Origin of the sequence: Streptomyces sp. NPDC006544, from assembly GCF_040611715.1 — a bacterium.
Taxonomy (GTDB): domain Bacteria; phylum Actinomycetota; class Actinomycetes; order Streptomycetales; family Streptomycetaceae; genus Streptomyces.
Genome location: NZ_JBEXOV010000083.1, coordinates 1 through 18,963, shown reverse-complemented (window position 1 = coordinate 18,963; position 18,963 = coordinate 1). Strand labels below are relative to the sequence as shown.

Annotated in this window: 15 protein-coding genes and 2 pseudogenes; 10 read left to right on the top strand and 7 right to left on the bottom strand. The window is 72.5% G+C overall.

The window, feature by feature from the left end:
• The first annotated feature begins 167 nt into the window (after window positions 1–167).
• From ABZY44_RS29225 to ABZY44_RS29180, 10 genes and pseudogenes are all read left to right on the top strand, one after another.
• Window positions 168–716 carry a rhodanese-like domain-containing protein gene (locus ABZY44_RS29225; protein WP_356658966.1) on the top strand — a complete coding sequence of 183 codons (549 nt, stop codon included), beginning with the start codon at window positions 168–170 and terminating at the stop codon, window positions 714–716.
• On the top strand, window positions 713–3,049 hold the full coding sequence (locus ABZY44_RS29220; protein WP_356658964.1) for an arylsulfatase: 2,337 nt from the start codon (window positions 713–715) through the stop codon (window positions 3,047–3,049). The genes ABZY44_RS29225 and ABZY44_RS29220 overlap by 4 nt, the downstream gene beginning before the upstream one ends.
• Window positions 3,050–3,144: 95 nt before the next feature.
• The gene (locus ABZY44_RS29215) at window positions 3,145–4,140 is read left to right on the top strand and encodes an amino acid ABC transporter permease (RefSeq protein ID WP_356658962.1); all 996 of its coding nucleotides are present in this window, start codon (window positions 3,145–3,147) and stop codon (window positions 4,138–4,140) included.
• Window positions 4,137–4,922 (top strand): amino acid ABC transporter ATP-binding protein, encoded by a 786-nt coding sequence (locus tag ABZY44_RS29210; protein WP_356658960.1) that lies wholly within the window; start codon window positions 4,137–4,139, stop codon window positions 4,920–4,922. Before ABZY44_RS29215 ends, ABZY44_RS29210 begins: the two co-directional genes overlap by 4 nt.
• Before the next feature lie 62 nt (window positions 4,923–4,984).
• Window positions 4,985–6,001 (top strand): ABC transporter substrate-binding protein, encoded by a 1,017-nt coding sequence (locus ABZY44_RS29205; RefSeq protein WP_356658992.1) that lies wholly within the window; start codon window positions 4,985–4,987, stop codon window positions 5,999–6,001.
• 7 nt (window positions 6,002–6,008) lie between these two features.
• On the top strand, window positions 6,009–6,719 hold the full coding sequence (locus ABZY44_RS29200) for a GNAT family N-acetyltransferase (protein ID WP_356658958.1): 711 nt from the start codon (window positions 6,009–6,011) through the stop codon (window positions 6,717–6,719).
• Window positions 6,720–6,848: 129 nt separating this feature from the next.
• A pseudogene (locus ABZY44_RS29195) lies at window positions 6,849–8,023 on the top strand (LLM class flavin-dependent oxidoreductase).
• On the top strand, window positions 8,020–9,405 hold the full coding sequence (locus tag ABZY44_RS29190) for an NtaA/DmoA family FMN-dependent monooxygenase (protein ID WP_356658956.1): 1,386 nt from the start codon (window positions 8,020–8,022) through the stop codon (window positions 9,403–9,405). Before ABZY44_RS29195 ends, ABZY44_RS29190 begins: the two are co-directional and overlap by 4 nt.
• Window positions 9,402–10,448: an LLM class flavin-dependent oxidoreductase gene (locus ABZY44_RS29185; RefSeq protein ID WP_356658954.1), complete on the top strand. Its 1,047-nt coding sequence runs from the start codon at window positions 9,402–9,404 to the stop codon at window positions 10,446–10,448. Before ABZY44_RS29190 ends, ABZY44_RS29185 begins: the two co-directional genes overlap by 4 nt.
• Window positions 10,449–10,460: 12 nt before the next feature.
• Window positions 10,461–11,579 (top strand): LLM class flavin-dependent oxidoreductase, encoded by a 1,119-nt coding sequence (locus ABZY44_RS29180; protein ID WP_356658952.1) that lies wholly within the window; start codon window positions 10,461–10,463, stop codon window positions 11,577–11,579.
• 51 nt (window positions 11,580–11,630) lie between these two features.
• Here ABZY44_RS29180 and ABZY44_RS29175 read toward each other — a convergent pair whose 3' ends face one another.
• The 7 genes and pseudogenes from ABZY44_RS29175 to ABZY44_RS29145 all read right to left on the bottom strand — a co-directional run.
• Complete coding sequence (locus tag ABZY44_RS29175) at window positions 11,631–14,369, bottom strand: fumarate reductase/succinate dehydrogenase flavoprotein subunit (protein WP_356658950.1); 2,739 nt, start codon at window positions 14,367–14,369, stop codon at window positions 11,631–11,633.
• An 11-nt stretch (window positions 14,370–14,380) separates the two neighbouring features.
• Window positions 14,381–15,136, bottom strand: a complete 756-nt coding sequence (locus tag ABZY44_RS29170) for an ABC transporter ATP-binding protein (RefSeq protein ID WP_356658948.1) — start codon at window positions 15,134–15,136, stop codon at window positions 14,381–14,383.
• Entirely contained in the window at window positions 15,133–16,035 is a 903-nt protein-coding gene (locus ABZY44_RS29165; RefSeq protein WP_356658946.1) for an ABC transporter permease, read from the bottom strand. Before ABZY44_RS29165 ends, ABZY44_RS29170 begins: the two co-directional genes overlap by 4 nt.
• Window positions 16,032–17,384, bottom strand: coding sequence for an ABC transporter substrate-binding protein (locus ABZY44_RS29160; protein ID WP_356658944.1), 1,353 nt, complete (start codon window positions 17,382–17,384; stop codon window positions 16,032–16,034). Before ABZY44_RS29160 ends, ABZY44_RS29165 begins: the two co-directional genes overlap by 4 nt.
• A gap of 14 nt (window positions 17,385–17,398) precedes the next feature.
• Entirely contained in the window at window positions 17,399–17,626 is a 228-nt protein-coding gene (locus ABZY44_RS29155; protein ID WP_125741086.1) for a ferredoxin family protein, read from the bottom strand.
• A 95-nt stretch (window positions 17,627–17,721) separates the two neighbouring features.
• Window positions 17,722–18,489, bottom strand: coding sequence for a GntR family transcriptional regulator (locus tag ABZY44_RS29150; RefSeq protein ID WP_356658941.1), 768 nt, complete (start codon window positions 18,487–18,489; stop codon window positions 17,722–17,724).
• A gap of 309 nt (window positions 18,490–18,798) precedes the next feature.
• Window positions 18,799–18,963: pseudogene (locus tag ABZY44_RS29145) on the bottom strand (sulfate ABC transporter substrate-binding protein); the annotation flags it as partial.

The following is an 18,963-nucleotide window of genomic DNA, read 5'->3' as shown; positions in this document are numbered from 1 at the left end:
GAGACGTCGGGGCGAGCCCCGGTTGTTGCCGCTGCATGGCGACCTCATGGCAGTCGTGCGGCCTCCCGTCCGTGAGGCCCGGAAGTGCCTAACATCCCCGGCACGGCCAGGGCCCTGTGGACCCGCAGGCCGCGCCCGTTCCGACTCAGCCAAGGACCAGTTCAGCCATGAGAGTCTCCCCCACCCTCAGCGTCGGCGAAGCGAAGGCCCGCCTGCCCCAGCTGACCGTCGTCGACGTCAGGACCCCCGGCGAATTCACCTCCGGTCATCTTCCGGACTCCGTCAACGTCCCCCTCGACCGGATCGAGCGGAGCATGCCCGAGCTCCGGCAGGCCGCCGAGCGGGGCACCCTGTTGCTGGTGTGCGCCTCCGGAGCCCGCTCCGGGAAGGCCGCCGCGGCCCTCGCCGCGCACGGGGTTCCCGCTGCCAGCCTCACCGGCGGCACCAGCGCCTGGACGGCCGCCGGCCACGACCTCCCTTCCCCGGACGGGCCGGCCAGGGCCGTGTGGGGAATGGAACGACAGGTCCGCTTCACCGCGGGCGCCGTCGTGCTGCTCGGCCTGCTCCTCGGGCTGTTCGTGCACCCGGTCTTCCAGCTGCTGTCCGCGGCGATCGCCGCGGGCCTGGTGTTCTCCGCGCTCACCGACACCTGCGGTATGGCGGTGGTCCTCGGCCGGCTGCCGCTCAACCGCCGCGGCAGTGGGGCCCGCCCGTGACCGAGCCGACCGGTACCCCGAACCGCCGCGACCCCTACGAGGGGTTCGCGGGCCACGTGGGCCGCACCTTCGCCGAATCCGAACCCGCCTGGCTGCCGCGGCGCTCGCCCGGCGGTGGCGCCCCGAACATCGTCGTGGTCCTCGTCGACGACATGGGCTACAGCGACATCGGCCCCTTCGGCGCCGAGATCGCCACCCCCGTGCTCGACGGCCTGGCCGCGAAGGGCCTGCGACTGGCCAACTACCACACCATGCCGCTGTGCTCCCCCGCCCGGGCTGCCCTGCTCACGGGCCTCAACCCGCACCGCGTCGGGTACGCGACGGTCGCCAACTCCGACCCCGGATTCCCCGGTTACGGCATGGAGATCGGCCAGGACGTCCCCACCCTCGCCGAGGTGCTGCACGACGCGGGATACGCCACGTACGCGGTCGGCAAGTGGCACCTGACCCGCGACTCCGCCTCCAACGCCGCCGACGACCGGCGCAACTGGCCGCTGCAGAAGGGCTTCGACCGGTACTACGGCGTGCTGGAGGGCCTGACCAGCCTGTTCCACCCCCACCAACTGGTCCGCGACAACAGCCCACTCGACATCGACGAACTGCCCGAGGGCTACTACTACACCGACGACATCACCGACGAGGCCATCTCCATGGTGAAGTCGCTGCGCGCGCACGACCCCGACAAGCCGTTCTTCCTCTACCTCGCGCACAACGCCGTCCACGGTCCCCTCCAGGCCAAGCCCGAGGACATCGAGCGGCAGCGCGGCCGCTACGACGGCGGCTGGGACGCGCTGCGCGGCGCCCGCTTCGCCCGCCAGATCGCCGACGGCCTGTTCCCCGCGGGTACCGCCCTCCCGGACCGCAACTCCGAGGCCGGTTTCGACGTCGGCCCCTGGGACGGGCTCACGCCCGATCAGCAGCGACGCCATGCCCGCTACATGGAGGTGTACGCGGCGATGGTCGACAACATCGACCAGAACCTCGGCCGGATCACCGACACCCTGCGCGCCCTCGGCGAACTCGACAACACCATCGTGCTGTTCACCTCCGACAACGGCGGCACCGGCGAGGGCGGGGCCGAGGGCACCCGCAGCTACTTCAGCCGCTTCGTCCACCAGCCCGTCCCCGACGACTGGGACCCGGACGTCGCGCGGGACACCGACCTCATCGGCGGCCCGCGGAGCCTGGTGCACTACCCGCGCGGCTGGGGGATGGCCTCCAACACCCCGTTCCGGCTGTACAAGGGCCAGACCTACGCGGGCGGGGTGCGCGTCCCGTTCGTCATCTCCTGGCCGGACGGGCTGCGGCGCGGCGGTGACGACCCCGGCATCCGCCACCAGTACCAGTACGTCACCGACGTCACCCCCACCCTCCTGGACCTGGCGGGCGTACGGCGGCCCGAGCAGTGGCGTTCGCGGCCCGCGCAGGAGCTGGACGGGGTCAGCTTCACCCCGGTCCTGCGCGACGCCAGGATCCCGGGCGCGCACACCGAGCAGTACTGCGAGATGTCCGGGAACCGCAGCTACTACCGGGACGGCTGGAAGCTGGTCACCCTGCACCGGCCCGGTGCCCCGTACGACGACGGAGAATGGGCGCTGTACGACCTGACGACCGACCCGACCGAGACCACGGACGTCGCCGCCGACCACCCGGAGGCGGTGAAGGAGCTGGCCGCGGCCTGGGAAGCGGCGGCCCGGCGCAACGGCGTCTTCCCCCTCTCCGACGGCAGCGGGGCGCTCGCCCGGCGCCATCCCGCCGAGGAGCGGTTCCACCGCCCCCTCACGCTCCTGCCGGGCACCCCGGAGCTGGAGCGCTACCGGTCCTCCCGGCTGATCTCCTTCCGCTCCTTCGACATCTCGGTCGAGCTCGACGAGCACGGCGCCGGCGACCAGGGCGTGCTGGTGTCGCACGGTGACCAGGGTGGCGGCTACAGCCTGTACGTCGAAGACGGGCGGCTGCGCTTCGCCTACAACGAGTACGGCAGGCTGCACGAGGCCGACGCCGGTCCGCTGCCCGCCGGACGACGGACCGTCACCCTGTCGGCCACCGCGGTGGAAGGCCTGCGCTGGGAGTTCCGGCTGCTGGTCGACGGAGTGCGGACGGGGCGACTGGCCGGCAGCGTGCACCAGCTCATCGGGATGGCCCCGCTCCAGGGCATCAGCGTGGGAGTGGACCGCAAGTCCCCGGTCTCCTGGCCGGTGTACGAGCGCCACCGGGGCTTCCGCTACACCGGCGGCCTGCGCTCCGTGACGTACACCCCCGGCGCGCGGGCGCCGTACGCCCCGGAGCTGGTGGCCCGCGCGCTGCGCGAGGCGGCCGCCGCATTCGAATGAACTGCTGTGCATTGTTTCCGGCGGAGGCGTTGTGCGTCCTGCCCGTGAATTCGCCGGTACAGCCGGCCGGATACCCGTTCCCGGGAATTCCGAATATGACCGAGCCTGCGGGAGTGTCCTTGACCGAATCGATTCTCCTGACCGCGCGGTCCGGCCCTGCCGGACGGTCCGGTCCGCCCGCTCCGGCAGAGCGGGTGCTGCCGCTGCGGCGGCCCGGGCGGTGGGTCGCCACCGTCCTCGTGCTGGTGCTGGCCTCCCAGGCCGCGCACGGCCTGCTGACCAACCCCTTCTACCAGTGGGACCGGTTCGCGTACTGGGTCACCCGGCCGGTGATCCTGGACGGCCTGTTCGTCACCCTCCAGGTGGCCGCGTACAGCGCGGTCCTGGGGCTGCTGGGCGGCATCCTGCTGGCCCTCGGCAGGCTGTCGGGCAGCCCGGTACTGCGGACGGTGAGCTGGACGTACATCTGGCTGCTGCGCTCCGTGCCGATGATCGTCGTCCTGCTCTTCCTCTACAACCTCAGCGCCCTGTACCCCACGCTGAGCCTCGGGGTGCCGTTCGGTCCGGCCCTCGTCACCTTCGACGAGTCGAAGCTGGCGACCGACATGGCCGTGGCCGTCGTGGGACTGAGCCTGGTCGAAGCGGCGTACGCCGCCGAGGTGGTCCGGGCCGGGCTGCTCTCCGTGGACCAGGGCCAGCACGAGGCCGCCGCCGCGCTCGGACTGCCCCGGCGCTACCAGTTCGCCCGGATCGTGTTCCCGCAGGCCCTGCGCTCCATCGTGCCCAGCTACGTCAACCAGCTGATCGGGCTCGTCAAGGCCACCTCGCTGGTGTTCTACGTGTCACTGCTGGACCTGTTCGGCTCGGTGCAGAGCCTGGGCGCCACCTACCCCGGGGACGTGGTGCCGCTGCTGCTGGTCGCCACCGCCTGGTACGTGGTCCTGACCAGCGTCGTGTCCGTCGTGCAGTTCTACGTCGAGCGGTACTACGCGCGCGGGGCACTGCGGACCATGCCGCCCACCCCCCTGCAGCGGGCCCGGGCGGGCCTGCGCGAGCTGCGGGCACGCTTCCTGAAGGAGACCGCGCGATGACCACCACCGCCACGACGGGTCCGCCCGCCGCCATCGAGGTGCACGACGTGCACAAGTGGTACGGCGACCGGCGGGTCCTGGACGGGGTGAGCCTGAACGTCCCGCCGGGCACGGTCACCGCGGTGATCGGCCCCTCCGGCTCCGGCAAGTCGACCCTGCTGCGGGTCGTCAACCACCTGGAGAAGCCCGAGGCCGGTCAGGTCAGCGTGGGCGGCGAGCTGATCGGCGTACGGAGGCACGGGACACGGCTCAAGGAGCTGAGCGAACGCGCGATCCTCGCCCAGCGCGGGCGGATCGGCTTCGTCTTCCAGAACTTCAACCTCTTCCCCCACCTCACCGTGCTCGACAACGTGGCCGCGGCGCCGGTGGCGACCGGACGGCTGCCCAGGCCGCAGGCTCGGGCGTTCGCCCGTGAGCTGCTGGAACGCGTCGGTCTCGGCAGCCGGGCCGACGCCTACCCGCGGCAGCTCTCGGGCGGGCAGCAGCAGCGGGTGGCCATCGCCCGCGCGCTCGCGCTGCGGCCCGGCGTCATCCTCTTCGACGAGCCGACCTCCGCGCTCGACCCGGAACTGGTCGGCGAGGTGCTGGCCGTCATCAAGGACCTGGCCGGCGGCGGGACCACCCTCCTGATCGTCACGCACGAGATCGGCTTCGCCCGCGAAGTGGCCGACGAGATCGTCTTCCTGGACGACGGCCGGATCGTCGAGCAGGGCCCGCCCGAGCAGGTCCTGGACCACCCCGCCCACCCCCGGACCCGGGAGTACCTGAGCAAAGTGCTCTGACCGCGTACCCCGCCCCGTACCCCCTGCCCCGCGAGTCGAAGGAACGTCACCCCGTGCAGCACCTGAAACCATTCCGCAGAGCCCTCGCCACCGCGGCGGCAGCCACGACCCTCGTCGCCGCTCTCACCGCCTGCGGCGGCAGGAGCGCAGCCACCGGAGCCGGCGGGACGGGTGCCCCGGCCGGCACCGCCACGGTCACCGTCGGCGCCCTGTCCAACGGCGCCGCGCAGCAGACCGACCTCTCCGTCCCGGTGGAGGAGTCCCTCCGGGCGAAACTGCCCGAAGCCGTCCGCGAACGGGGGGAACTGGTCATCGGGGTGGGCGCGCTGCCCGCGGGGTTCCCGCCGCTGGCGTACGTCGGCACCGACCAGAAGACCCTGACCGGGGCGGAGCCGGACCTCGGACGACTGGTGGCCGCAACGCTCGGGCTGAAGCCGGTGGTGAAGAACTCCACCTGGGAGAACCTGTTCGTCGGCATCGACAGCGGCAAGGTCGACGTGGCCTTCTCCAACGTCACCGTCACCGAGGAGCGGAAGAAGAAGTACGAGTTCGCCTCGTACCGGCAGGACAACCTGGCCTTCGAGGTGCTGAAGGACAACCCCTGGCGCTTCGGCGGCGACTACCGCAACCTCGCGGGGAAGTCGGTCGCGGTGGCCCGGGGCACCAACCAGGAGAAGATCCTCCTGGAGTGGCAGGCGAGGCTGCGGTCCGAGGGCAAGGACATCGACGTCAAGTACTTCCCGGACAGCAACAGCACCTACCTGGCGCTCATCGGCAAGAAGATCGACATCACCTTCGTGCCGAACCCGTCCAGCGCGTACCACATCACCCAGACCGCCAACAGCGGTACGCCCACCCGCAACGCGGGCCAGTTCTCCGGCGCGGGGGAGACCCTCCAGGGGCTGATCGCGGCGACCGCCAAGAAGGACGGCAAGCTGGCCGGGCCCGTAGCGGCGACGATCAACCACCTGATCCAGAACGGGCAGTACGCGAAGCTGCTGGCGGCCTGGAACCTGTCCGAGGAGGCCGTGAAGACCTCCGAGGTCGATCCGCCCGGCCTGCCCCTGACCAACTCCTGAGCCACCCGTGCCACCCCACATCCTGGACAATCCCGCCTGGGCCTCGCTCTGCGGCCCGCACGCCCCGTTCGCCGTGCCGGCTCCGGACGGCGGCGGCCGCGCCGCCCGCTACCGCGACGACGTCTCCCCCTTCGCCGCGCTCGCCGACCCCGGCGACCTCCGCTCCTGGCACGATCTGCAGGCCCTGACCGGTCCCGGGCAGATCGTCGGGCTCACCGGCCTGCTGGACCCGCCCGACGGCTGGGAGACCGTGGGCTCGGTCCCGGGCGTACAGCTCGTCGACACCGGACTGCGCGCCGAACCGGCGCCCGAGGCGGTGCGGCTCGGTCCGGCCGACGTACCGGAGATGCTCGACCTCGTCGCCCTCACCCAGCCGGGCCCCTTCCTGCCCCGGACCGTGGAACTGGGCCGGTACCTCGGCATCCGGCACGAGGGCCGGCTGATCGCGATGGCAGGGGAGCGGCTTCGGCCACCCGGCTGGACGGAGATCAGCGCGGTGTGCACCCGCCCCGGCCACCGGGGCCGGGGGCTGGCGACCCGGCTGGTGCGCGCGGTGGCCGCGGGCATACGGGAACGCGGGGACGTGCCGTTCCTGCACACCGGGGCGTCCAACACCGCGGCCCTTCGGCTGTACGAGTCGATCGGCTTCACGCCGCGCAGGCGGCCGCGGTTCCTCGCGGTCCGGACACCGGGCAACAAAGCTGCCGAATTCCCTTAATACTGCGGTCATTGTGCGGCTGTTCCGTACGACGTAGCGTTTTTTCGAGCCGGTCCGGACGATTTCCCGGACCCGTTTCCCCCACTGCCCGTTCCTTTTTTTCCTTCACCACGGTCGATCAGGAAGGCGTTGTTCGACGTGTCCGAACTGCACCTCGCCGTCGCGCTCGACGGCGCCGGCTGGCACCCGGCGGCCTGGCGGGAGCCGGGCGCCCGGCCCGCGGAACTGTTCACGGCCCGGTACTGGGCCGACGTCGTCGCCGAGGCGGAGGCCGGGCTGCTGGACTTCGTCACCTTCGAGGACGGCCTGGCCCTCCAGTCGTCCGCGGAGGCGGAACCCGACGCGCGCACGGACCGGGTGCGCGGGCGGCTGGACGCGGTGCTGACCGCCGCCCGGATCGCGCCGCTGACCCGGCGCATCGGCCTGGTCCCGAGCGTGACGGCCACGCACACCGAGCCCTTCCACATCTCGAAGGCGATCGCCACGCTCGACTACGTCAGCCGGGGCCGGGCCGGCCTGCACGTACAGACCTCCGGACTGCCGTACGAGGCACGGCACTTCGGACGCCGCGAGATCCCCGCGCCGGTGGGCGAGCTGGCCGAGGAGGCCGCCGACCACGTGGAGGTGGTGCGCCGGCTGTGGGACAGCTGGGAGGACGACGCGGAGATCCGGGACGTGGCCACCGGCCGGTTCGTCGACCGCGACAAGCTGCACTACATCAACTTCGAGGGACCGCACTTCAGCGTCCGGGGGCCGTCCATCACCCCGCGTCCGCCGCAGGGCCAGCCCCTGGTCACGGCCCGGGCCGGCACGACGGCCCCCCGGACCGGTCTGGTCGACCTCGTGTACGTCACCCCGCGCGACCTGGACGAGGCACGGGCCGCGGCCGCCGTGCTGCCCCCGCCGCCCGGCCCCCGGCACGTCTTCGCCGACCTCACCGTGTTCCTGGACGACGACGGCCCGGCGGCCGCCGCGCGCCGCGACCGGCTCGACCGGGTCGCGGGCGCCCGGCCCCCACCGACGCGGCCACGTTCGACGGGACCCCCGCCGAGCTCGCGGACCTGCTCCAGCAGTGGCGGGAGACGGGCCTGACGGGTTTCCGGCTGCGTCCCGGCGTCATCGCCCACGACCTGCCCGCCATCACCCGCCGGCTGGTGCCCGAGCTCCAGCGGCGCGGCGTGTTCCGCAGTACGTACGAGGCGTCCTCGCTGCGCGGGCTGCTGGGTCTGGAACGCCCCGCCAACCACTACGCCGCCGCAGCCCCACGGCCCGACCTCGGATCCGGAACCGGAAGGACACCATGAGCACCAAGCCGCTCAAGCAGATCCATCTCGCGGCCCACTTCCCCGGGGTCAACAACACCACGGTGTGGAGCGACCCCGCGGCCGGCAGCCACATCGAGTTCGACTCCTTCGTCCGCTTCGCCCAGACCGCCGAACGCGCCAAGTTCGACTTCCTCTTCCTCGCCGAAGGGCTCCGCCTGCGCGAACAGGGCGGGGAGATATACGACTTGGACGTGGTCGGCAGGCCGGACACCTTCACCGTGCTCGCCGCGCTGGCCGCCGTCACCGAGCACCTCGGCCTGACCGGCACCATCAACTCCACCTTCAACGAGCCCTACGAAGTGGCCCGCCAGTTCGCCTCCCTGGACCACCTCTCCGGTGGCCGGGCCGCCTGGAACGTGGTCACCTCCTGGGACGCCTTCACCGGGGAGAACTTCCGCCGCGGCGGATTCCTGCCCCGTGACGACCGCTACACCCGGGCCCAGGAGTTCCTTGCCGCCGCGACCGAGCTGTTCGATTCCTGGGACGGCAACGAGGTCACCGCCGACCCCGTCTCCGGCGCCTTCCTGCGCGACGCACGCGCAGGGGCCTTCGCCCACCAGGGCCGCCACTTCGACATCGAGGGCCGCTTCAACGTGCCGCGCGGCCCGCAGGGCCGTCCGGTGGTCTTCCAGGCCGGCGACTCCGACGAAGGCCGCGAGTTCGCCGCCGCATCCGCCGACGCCGTCTTCGGCCGGTACGCCACCCTGGAGGAAGGCCGGGAGTTCTACGCCGACGTCAAGGGACGCCTGCCCCGGTACGGCCGCCGCCCGGAGGAGCTGCTGATCCTGCCGGCCGCCACCTTCGCCCTGGCCGACACCGACGCCCAGGCCCGCGAACTCGCCCACGAGGTACGGCGCTCCCAGGTCAGCGGGGCCACCGCGATCAAATACCTGGAACACGTCTGGAACCGCGACCTGTCCGGCTACGACCCGGACGGGCCGCTCCCCGACGTCGACCCCGACCCCGGCGAGAACACCATCGCCCTCGGCCGCGCGAGCGTACGGCAGTTCCGCGACCCGCTGGCCACCGCACGTCAGTGGCGCGAGCTCGCCGAGGCCAAGAACCTCTCCATCCGCGAGCTGGTGATCGCCACCACCGCCAAGCAGACCTTCGTCGGCTCTCCCGCGACCGTCGCAGAGTCCGTCAACAGCCTGGTGCAGGCGGACGCCGCCGACGGCTTCATCCTGGTCCCGCACACCGTCCCGGACGGACTGGAGGGCTTCGCCGACACCGTCGTCCCCCTCCTTCAGGAACGCGGAGTCCTCCGCACCGAGTACACCGGCACCACCCTGCGCGACCACCTCGGACTCGACGTGCCGGCGCTCCGGCCGGCCGGCGCGCGGCAGGCCACGGCCTCGTGAAGTTCCTGGCCATCACGCTGATCGTGCACGCCCCGGACCCGGTCACGGGCCGGCTGACCCCCGTCCGCGAGCGGTTCCGCGAGGTTGTCGACAGCGCGCTGGCGGCGGAAGAGCTCGGCTTCGACGGTTTCGGTGTCGGTGAGCGGCACGAGCGCCCGTTCCTGTCGTCCTCTCCGCCGGTGGTGCTCTCCCACATCGCCGCGCTGACCCGCCGCATCCGGCTCTTCACCGCCGTCACCACGCTGAGCCTGCTCGACCCCGTCCGGGCGTACGAGGACTACGCGACGCTGGACCACCTGTCCGGCGGCCGGCTGGAGCTGATGATCGGCAAGGGAAACGGCACGGCCCAGCGGGAGCTGTTCCACGTCACGCCCGAGGACCAGTGGGAGCGCAACAGCGAGGGTTACGAGCTGCTGCGGCGGCTCTGGCGCGAGGACCGGGTGACGGCGCAGCCCCGGTTCCGGCCCGCGCTGGAGGACGCCGAGGTGCTGCCCCGCCCCGGTGGGCCGCCCCCGCGGGTGTGGCACGGCAGCGCGACCAGCCGGGAGTCCGTGGACCTCGCCGCCCGCTACGGCGATCCCCTGTTCTCCGCGAACGTCACCCATCCGATCGGCCCGTACGCCGAGCTGATCCGCCACTACCGGGAGCGCTGGGAGCACTACGGGCACGACCCGGCGCTCGCCGTGGTGGGCGCGGGCACGGCCGGCTTCCACGCGGCCCGCACCTCGCAGCGGGCGGTGGCGGCGTACCGGCCGGTCTTCGAGCAGTACCTCGCCCTCCACAAAAAGACCGGCGTGGAACCGGTGTTCCCCCACCTGGACGACTTCGTGGAGCGCAGCTCCGCGCTGATCGGCAGCCCCCAGCAGATCGTCGAGAAGGTGCACCGCTACCACGAGCAGTTCGGCCACACCGTCCTGCACCTGCAGGCCGAGCCGGGCGGTCTCCCGCCGGCCGCCCACCGCGCCTCGCTGGAGCTGTTCCAGTCCGAGATCGCGCCGGTGCTGCGCCGCGAGATCCCCGATCCCCCCTTCGCCGATCTGTAAGGAGACCTGGCCATGTCCGGCATCCCGCTCGGGGTCCTCGACCTCATCCCGATCCCCTCCGGCTCCACCGCCGCCGACGCCCTGCACCACAGCATCGATCTGGCCCGGCAGACGGAACGACTCGGCTACGCCCGCTACTGGTTCGCCGAGCACCACCTCAATCCTGGTGTCGCCGGGACCTCCCCGGCGGTGGTGCTGGCCCTGACCGCCTCCGCCACCTCCACGATCCGGATCGGCTCCGGTGCCGTACAGCTCGGCCACCGCACGGCGCTGTCCACGGTCGAGGAGTTCGGCCTGATCGACGCCCTGCACCCGGGCCGCCTCGACCTGGGCCTGGGCCGCTCGGCGGGCCGGCCTCCGCAGCGGGCCGGGGAGGCGGAGCCCTTCGTCGGACACACCCCGAACGGGCTGCGCATCCCCAGGCGTTTCTCCTTCGCGCATCTGTCCCGCCATCCCCGGTTCGCACTCCAGCAGAAGCTGCTGAACCTGCCCGGCGCCCAGCCGCAGGACTACGGCGAGCAGGTCGACGACGTCCTCGCGCTGCTGCGCGGCGAGTACCGGTCCGACGAAGGCGTCGAGGCGCACGCCGTCCCCGGCGAGGGGGCCGACGTACAGGTGTGGATCCTGGGCAGCAGCGGCGGCCAGAGTGCCGAGACGGCGGGCCGCAACGGCCTGCGGTTCGCAGCGAACTACCACGTCAGCCCGGCGAGCGTGCTGGAGGCGGCCGAGGGCTACCGGGCCGCGTTCAAACCCTCCGCCGCACTGGACCGCCCGTACGTCACCGTGTCCGCCGACGTGGTCGTGGCCGAGGACGACGCCACGGCCCGCGAACTGGCCGCCGGATACGCGCCCTGGGTACGCAGCATCCGCACGGCCGAAGGCGCCATCCCCTTCCCGTCCCCGGCAGAGGCGCGGGCGCTGACGGGCCTCTGGACGGACGCAGACCGGACGGTGGTGGCCGACCGGGTGGAGACACAGTTCGTCGGCTCGCCGAGGACCGTAGCCGATCACCTCGAACGGCTCCAGGAAGCCACTCGCGCCGATGAGCTGCTGATCACCACGATCACGCACGACCACGCCGACAGGGTCCGCTCCTACCGCCTCCTGGCCGAGGAATGGCGCCGCCGCTGACATGTCCGCCGGGCCGGACGTGTGCCCACGCGCACGCTGGACGCGCCGGCGTCAGGAGGCCGCCCGGGACGCGTAGGCGCGGATGTCGGCATCGGGGTCCGTGGTGGCCACGGCGAGGGCGGTGCGGGCCTCGGGGACGGAGCGGTGGGCGAGGAGGGAGAGGACGGCGGCCTTGCGGACGTCCGCGTTCGGATCGGCCAAGGTCTCGGCGAGGGCGGGGACCGCCCCGGCGGGCAGGGCCGCCCGGAGGGCGGTCGCGGCGCCGGCCCGGACCTGCCATGCGGGGTCGGTGAGTGCCGCCGCGGCCCGTGCGGCGTACGCGGGCGGGCATCCGGTTGCGGCCAGGGCGCCCAGGGCGGCAGCCCGGACCAGGAGGTCGGGATCGTCCAGCAGGGGGTCCAGGGGTTCCGGCGCCGGAGCGTGCACGGCCGCGAGGCCGCGGGCCACCGCGACCCGGACCTCACGGGCCGGGTCGGCGGCGGCCTCCGCCAGAGCCGGCACCGCGTCCACCGAGACCAGGGCGCGGACGGCGGTGGCGCGGACCTCGATGTCGACGTCGGAGAGCGCGGCGGCGTACACGCCGGCGTCGCCCAGCCGCAGCGTCCGCAGCACGTCGAGAGCGGCGGTCCGGACGACCGGGTCGGTGCCTTCCAGCGCCGCCCGCAGCCCGTGCCCCAACTCTGTTTCGGCGGGCAGTACTTCCACCAGCTCCCGCAGCGCTGCCGCCGCGGCGGCCCGGACCCGGGGTGCGCTGTCCTGCAGGCAGGCGGCGAGCGCGGGCCCGGTGCCGGCCGGCACGGTCTCGCCGAGGGCGGCCACGGCCGCCGCCCGCACCGCGGGATCGGCGTCCGCCAGGTAGGGACGGAGCGCGTCCAGATCGGGGGACTCCTCGGCGAGGGAGAGGAGGCGGAGAAGGGCAGGGCTGGGCGCGGACACCTCCGGAGCCTCGGCCGGCGTCACCCCGGGTACCGCCGGGCGGGCGGCAGGCACGGCGTCCCGCGGTCCGGCCGTGGCCACCGGCACGAGCGTGACCTCGCCCAGCCGGCGCTCCGGCCCCGCTTTCGGGGTGAACCCCGGCACCGGGACCGCGTACGGTTCGACGGGTCGCGCGGTGAACTCCATGGCCCCGGACGGCGACTTGCGCAGGTCGAGGTGGTACAGCCAGTCGGCGTCGTCGCGGGCGGGGTGGTCCAGCCGCTCGTGGTACAGGCCCCAACGGGACTCGGTGCGGGCCAGCGAGGACCGGGCGGCCATCTCCGCGCAGTCCCGGATGAAGCTCACCTCGGCGCACCGCATCAGCTCGTGTGCGGTACGCGCCCCCATCCCGGCGATCTCCCCGGACATCCGGGTGAACGCCTCCACCGCCAGGGACAGCTTCGCGCCCGTCTTCGGCGGTGCGACGTAGTCGTTGACGAACCGCCGGAGTTTGTACTCCACCTGCGGCTGCGGCGGCCCGTCGGGATGGCGCAGCGGCCGGTAGACGAGCTCGTGGGCGGCGGCCAGCTGGGTCTGCGGCAGCTCCCCCTCGTACGGTCGGTACCGTGCGGCGTCCTCGCCGGCCAGGTCCCCGAAGACGAAGGCGCCGATCATGTAGTTGTGCGGCACGCAGGCCAGGTCGCCGGCCGCGTACAGGCGGGGCACCGTGGTGCGGGCGTGCGCGTCCACCCGTACGCCGGAGGCGGAGTGCCCGCCGCAGAGCCCGATCTCCGAGATGTGCATCTCGATGTCGTGGGTGCGGTAGTCGTGGCCCCGGCCCTCGTGGAAGGTGCCGCGGGTCGGCCGCTCCGTGGTGTGCAGGATCGATTCGACGGCGGCCACCGTCTCCTCGGGCAGGTGGCTGAGCTTGAGGTACACCGGGCCTCGGTCGGAGGCGAGCTCCTCCGCGAACTCGGCCATCATCTGCCCCGACCAGTAGTCCGACTCCACGAACCGCTCGCCGTGCCGGTTCACCTGGTACCCGCCGAACGGGTTGGCGACGTAGGCGCAGGCGGGTCCGTTGTAGTCCTTGATCAGAGGGTTGATCTGGAAGCACTCGATGCCGGTGAGCGCGGCTCCGGCGTGGTAGGCCATGGCGTAGCCGTCGCCCGCGTTCGTCGGGTTCTCGTACGTCCCGTACAGGTAGCCGGAGGCGGGCAGTCCGAGCCGGCCGCACGGCCCGGTGGCCAGGATCACCGCGCCCGCCCTGACGGTGACGAACTCGCCGGTGCGGGTGTTGAAGCCGGCCGCGCCGATCGCCCGGCCGTCGTCCGGATGGGTAAGCACCCGGACGGGCATGACGCGGTTCTCGATGCGGATCCGCTCGCGCATCTCGCGTCGTCGCAGCTGCCGGTAGAGGACCTTCTTGACGTCCTTCCCCTCCGGCATCGGCAGCACGTACGAGCCCGACCGGTGGACCTGGCGGACCGCGTACTCACCGTGCTCGTCCTTCTCGAACTTCACGCCGTACGACTCCAGCCGCTGGACCATGGCGAAGCCGCGGGTCGCGGTCTGCCGGACGGTGGACTGGTCCACGATGCCGTCGTTGGCGCGGGTGATCTCGGCGACGTAGTCGTCGGGCTCGGCGCGGCCCGGGATGATCGCGTTGTTGACGCCGTCCATGCCCATGGCCAGCGCGCCGGAATGCCGTACGTGGGCCTTCTCCAGCAGCAGCACCCGCGCACCGCGCTCGGCTGCGGTCAGCGCTGCCATGGTGCCGGCGGTCCCGCCGCCGATGACGAGGACGTCACAGGAGAGTTCCGTCGCGTCGGCGAGGGCGGGGATGGCCAGGGGGGCGTCCACCAGGGTGTCCACGGGGGTGCCTTTCAGAGGGATTCGAGGATGTGGCGGCGCAGTTCGGCGGTGCCGGGGTCGTGCTGCGCGTCGCGTCTGCGCCGGTGCGGTATGTCCAGCACCTCACCGGTACGCAGCAGGGCGACCCGGTCTCCGAGGTGGATGGCCTCGTCCACGTCGTGGGTGACGAAGACGACGGTCGCGCCCGTGCCGGCCAGGATGTCCACCAGCAGGTCCTGCATCTCGGCGCGGGTGTGCGCGTCGAGCGCGCCGAAGGGCTCGTCCATCAGGACCGCGCGGGGCCGGCCGGCCAGGGCCCGGGCCAACTGGACGCGCTGGCGCTGGCCGCCGGACAGTTGGTGCGGCAGCTTGTGGGCGTGCTCGGCCAGGCCGACCCGGCCCAGCCATTCGGCCGCGGACCGCCGCCGCTCGGCTCGGGGGACCCGGCGGATCGCCAGGGGGAGCTCCACGTTGGCGCGGACGCTGCGCCAGGGCAGCAGGGCGTCGTGCTGGAAGACCAGCGCCCGGTCGGCGGCGGGCCGGGCGATCGTTCCGCCGTCCTGTGTGACCTGCCCGTCCAGTGGGGGCAGCAGCCCGGCGAGGGTGCGCAGCAGGGTGGACTTCCCGCAGCCGGACGGACCGACCACGGACAGCAGTTCCCCCGGTGCGATGTGCAGTGTGACGGTGCCCGGCAGGGCGGCGCCGCCCGCGTGGCCGAGCCGTACGTCCTGCAGGGCGAGTGCGGCCCCGGTCGTCGGGGGAACGGTGGGCAGGGTCGCGGTGCTCATGGGACCGGCTCCTTCCGGGGGACGGTGGTGAGGGGGGCAGGGCGCGTGGCGGCGGGTTCGGCGCCGGGGTGAGCGGAGGCGCGAGCGCTGCCGCGGAACGCCGCCGGACGCCTTGCTCCGACGGCTGCGCGCCCTGCCGGGCGGGGAAGCCAGGCGGTGGCACGGCGGCCCAGCAGTTCCACCGCGGTGGACGTGAGCCATCCCAGGGCTCCGATGGTGGCCATGCCGACGAAGACCCCCGGGTAGTTGACGATCGTGTAGTCCTGCCAGGTTCGGTAGCCCACTCCGTATTCACCGGAGATCATTTCCGCGGAGATCACGCAGATCCACGAGACGCCGATGCCCACCGAGAGGCCGCCGAAGATGCCCGGCAGCGCGCCGGGCAGCACCACGGAGAAGAGCACCCGCAGCCGGCCGCCTCCCATGGTGAGCACGGCCTCCTCCCAGACGGGGGCGAGCGCCCGGACCGCGTGCCGGGTCGACACCACGACCGGGAAGAAGGCGGCGGCGAAGGTGATGAACACGATGCCCTGCTCGTTGGTGGGCAGGAGCAGGATGGCGACGGGTACCAGGGCGATGGCGGGCACCGGCCGCACCACCTCCACCAACGGGCCCAGCAGGTCGGCGGCCCACCGGGACCGGGCGATCGCCGTGCCGGCCGCCACCCCCAGCACCGCGGCGAGCAGGAAGCCCACCACGATCCGGCGCAGGCTGTGGCCCAGGTCCTGCCAGTACGGGCCGGTACCGATGCGGTCGGCGAAGGCGGAGGCCACCTCGCCCACCGTCGGGAACTGTTCGAACCGAAGCCACAGGTTGACGTCCAGGGAAGTCAGCAGCTGCCACAGCCCGAGCGCCGCGGCCAGCGAGGCGGCGCGCAGCAGCCGGCGGCCCGCGGTCATGAGGCGAGACCCACGGCGTCCGCGTAGCGGATGGTCCGCGCCCCGGGATGACCGTCGACGTACCGCTGGGCACTGGCCGGGGTGACGAAGGCGCTCAGCTCGGCCCCGTCCGCCACCCACACCGCCTTGTCGGCGAACCAGAGGGTGCCGGTCAGCGCGTCCGGCACGTACGCGGCGCGCACATCGGCGCCCTTGGCCGCCTTCAGCAGCTCCTTGGGGCTGTCGAAGGAGAGGGTGGTGGGCTGACCCTTCAGCCACAGTTCCGGCTTGACCGCGGCCGCCTTCGGGTAGGCCGGGGCCTGCACGGCCCGCTTCAGAGGTTCCGGGTCGACGAACGCGTCCACGTCGACGTCGCCCACCAACGCGGCCGACTTGAGCACCGGCACGTCCTCCTTCAGCGCGGCGACGAGCTCCGGACGGATCTCCGGATCGAAGGTGGCGATGCCGTTGGCACCGTTGTAGAGGTAGACCACTTCGGCCGGCAGCCCGGTCTCCTTGGCCACGGACTCCGCGGCCGCGACCGGCTGCTCGCGCAGATAGTCCGTGGCCCGCCGCTGCGCCCTGAGGAAGTCGTCGAGGACCCCGGCCCGTTCCTTGACGAACTTCTCCCGGACCGTGACCCCGTGGAAGGTCGGCAGGTTCAGTTCCGCCCCGTCGTAGAGGGCCGTGGCGCGCCCCTCGAAGGCCAGCTGGCCCGGCCAGGCGACGAACTGGGAGAGCGCTTCGGCGCTGCCCGCGGTCAGGGCCGAAGCGCCGACGCTGGGCTGCTGGTTGAGTTTCTGGATGTCCTTGTCGGGGTCGATTCCCGCTCGCTGGAGGGCCCGGACCAGGGTGCCGTCGGCGGCCGAACCCACGCTGGTGGACACCCTCTTGCCGCGCAGGTCGGCCAACGACCGGACAGCCGAACCGGGGGCGGTCACCACGGTGTTCAGCCCGCCGCGCAGGTTGTACCCCGTGACCGCGACCAGCCGGGTCGGCTGCTTGAGCTCCTTGCCGCGGACCGCGTTGATCAGCAGGGGGAAATCACCCATCGAGCCGATGTCGATCTTCCCGGCGGTCATCTGGGCGGTGATCGGGGCGCCGGTCGCGTAGTCCTGCCACTCGACCTTGTAGCTGGTGCCGTCCTTCTTCCCGCGGGCCTCGAGTTCCTCCTCGAAGTAGCCGAGGGAGCGCAGCAGGGTGCCGGCGGTCACGGTGTTGATGGTTTTCGACTGGTAGCCGACCGTCACGGTGACCGTCTTCGGGGCAGCCTCGCCGTCAGCGCCGGCGGCGGCACCGCAGGCAGCGGTCAGCGGGAGCAGCAAGCCGAGCGGGAGGAGCGGGCGAAGAAGGAGTGTGCGGCTGTTCATGGGAGTTCGGCCTTTCACCGGAGCAGGTAGGGCATGTTGACGGTGACCGCGCCGGTGGGGCAGCGGGCGGCGCACGGGCCGCAGTACCAGCACTCGTCCACGTGCATGTACGCCTTGCCGTTGTCCTCGCGGATCGCGAGCGAGTCGAGCGGACACATGTCGACGCAGAGCGTGCACCCGTCGATGCACTTGGACTCGTCGATGGTCACGGGTACGTCGGCGCGCTGAGGAACAAGGGGCATGGCGGTCTCCAAAGGCCCGACAGGGCGGGGAACACGAGGAAGGGAGGGAAAGGACAGAGCTCGGGGACCCCACGGGGACTCAGGGGCCCGAGGACTCAGAGGGAGCGGTGCAGCACACCGCTCATCGCGATGCGGTCGCCACGGAACCGGATGAACTCCAGGTCCACCGGCCGGCCGTCGGGCAGCCGGGTCAGCCGCTCCACCATCAGTACGGCGGTCCCGCGCGGGGCCTCCAGCACCGCGGCGGAGTGTGCGTCGGCGTTGACGGCCTCCAACGTGATCTCGGCATGGCCCAGCGGTCCGCCGGTCAGTGACTCCAGGAGCCGGAACACGTCCGTGTTCTCCAGGTCGCAACCGAGAAGTTCGCTGCCCACGTCCATGGGCAGATAGGACAGGTCGAGGGACAGCGGCAGACCGCCCAGGCGGCGCAGCCGCTCGATACAGAGCACCTCGGTGTGCTCGGGCAGAGCGAGCCGGTGGGCAACCGGGCCCGAGGCGGTGACGGGCCCGACGGTACGGACCTCGTTCGTCACCCGGCCGTGCTCGTGCAGCGTTTCGGCCAGGCCCTGGAGGCGGTCCAGGCCGTGCGGATACTTCTCGCACACCACCACGGTGCCGACCCCCGGCTGCCGCTCGATGAGCTGCTCGCCGCGCAGCAGGTCCAGTGCCTGCCGGACGGTGTTGCGGCTGGTGCGGTACTCGGCGGCGATGGTGTTCTCCAGAGGGAGGACGCCGCCGGGGAAGCCGCCCGCCAGGATCTGATGGCGCAGCAGGTCGGCGAGCTGCCGGGCCTGGTCCGCACGCAGCCGTCGGCGGCGCGCGGCGGCGACCGGTCGGGCGGCGGGGGCGGGTTCGGCTGGCATGGAAGGGAACGTACCGGGAGAGTGAGCCCCGTGGTGTTGCTGCAACATTGCGCCACCCGCAGCTCCCTGTGTAACGCTGTGACCTGCAATTTCATCGGCACAGTGGCGAGATCCGCCACTGCGGCGGCCATATGCTGGACGACGAGTGACCACGATGCGGGTCAGCGCGCCCCAGGACTCGTGCCGGTGCGGACTGACTCCCTCCGCATGCAACAGCACCGGCTCCGCGGAGGCGATGCCTCCGCGGAGCCGGTGCTGTCGGTGCTGTCGGTGTCGGCGGGTGCGCGTGCGAGGAGGTGCGGCTCGGGGTTACTTGGCGCCGAGGCCGGCGTCGGAGACCTCGGGCTTGCCGGCGGCCTTCAGGACCTTGTTCAGGAGCGTCAGGTCGTAGATGCCGGCCAGGTCGGGCTGCTCGATGAGCTTGGCCTTGACCGCCCAGTCGGACTCGGTCTTCAGCGTGGAGGCCAGCGGGTC

What these genes read in the sequence shown, in the direction of transcription:
- ABZY44_RS29225 (WP_356658966.1), top strand. Translation starts at nt 168, where the DNA reads ATGAGAGTCTCCCCCACCCTCAGCGTCGGCGAAGCGAAGGCCCGCCTG.
- ABZY44_RS29215 (WP_356658962.1), top strand. Translation starts at nt 3,145, where the DNA reads ATGACCGAGCCTGCGGGAGTGTCCTTGACCGAATCGATTCTCCTGACC.
- ABZY44_RS29210 (WP_356658960.1), top strand. Translation starts at nt 4,137, where the DNA reads ATGACCACCACCGCCACGACGGGTCCGCCCGCCGCCATCGAGGTGCAC.
- ABZY44_RS29190 (WP_356658956.1), top strand. Translation starts at nt 8,020, where the DNA reads ATGAGCACCAAGCCGCTCAAGCAGATCCATCTCGCGGCCCACTTCCCC.
- ABZY44_RS29180 (WP_356658952.1), top strand. Translation starts at nt 10,461, where the DNA reads ATGTCCGGCATCCCGCTCGGGGTCCTCGACCTCATCCCGATCCCCTCC.
- ABZY44_RS29170 (WP_356658948.1), bottom strand. Translation starts at nt 15,136, where the DNA reads ATGAGCACCGCGACCCTGCCCACCGTTCCCCCGACGACCGGGGCCGCA.
- ABZY44_RS29165 (WP_356658946.1), bottom strand. Translation starts at nt 16,035, where the DNA reads ATGACCGCGGGCCGCCGGCTGCTGCGCGCCGCCTCGCTGGCCGCGGCG.
- ABZY44_RS29160 (WP_356658944.1), bottom strand. Translation starts at nt 17,384, where the DNA reads ATGAACAGCCGCACACTCCTTCTTCGCCCGCTCCTCCCGCTCGGCTTG.
- ABZY44_RS29155 (WP_125741086.1), bottom strand. Translation starts at nt 17,626, where the DNA reads ATGCCCCTTGTTCCTCAGCGCGCCGACGTACCCGTGACCATCGACGAG.
- ABZY44_RS29150 (WP_356658941.1), bottom strand. Translation starts at nt 18,489, where the DNA reads ATGCCAGCCGAACCCGCCCCCGCCGCCCGACCGGTCGCCGCCGCGCGC.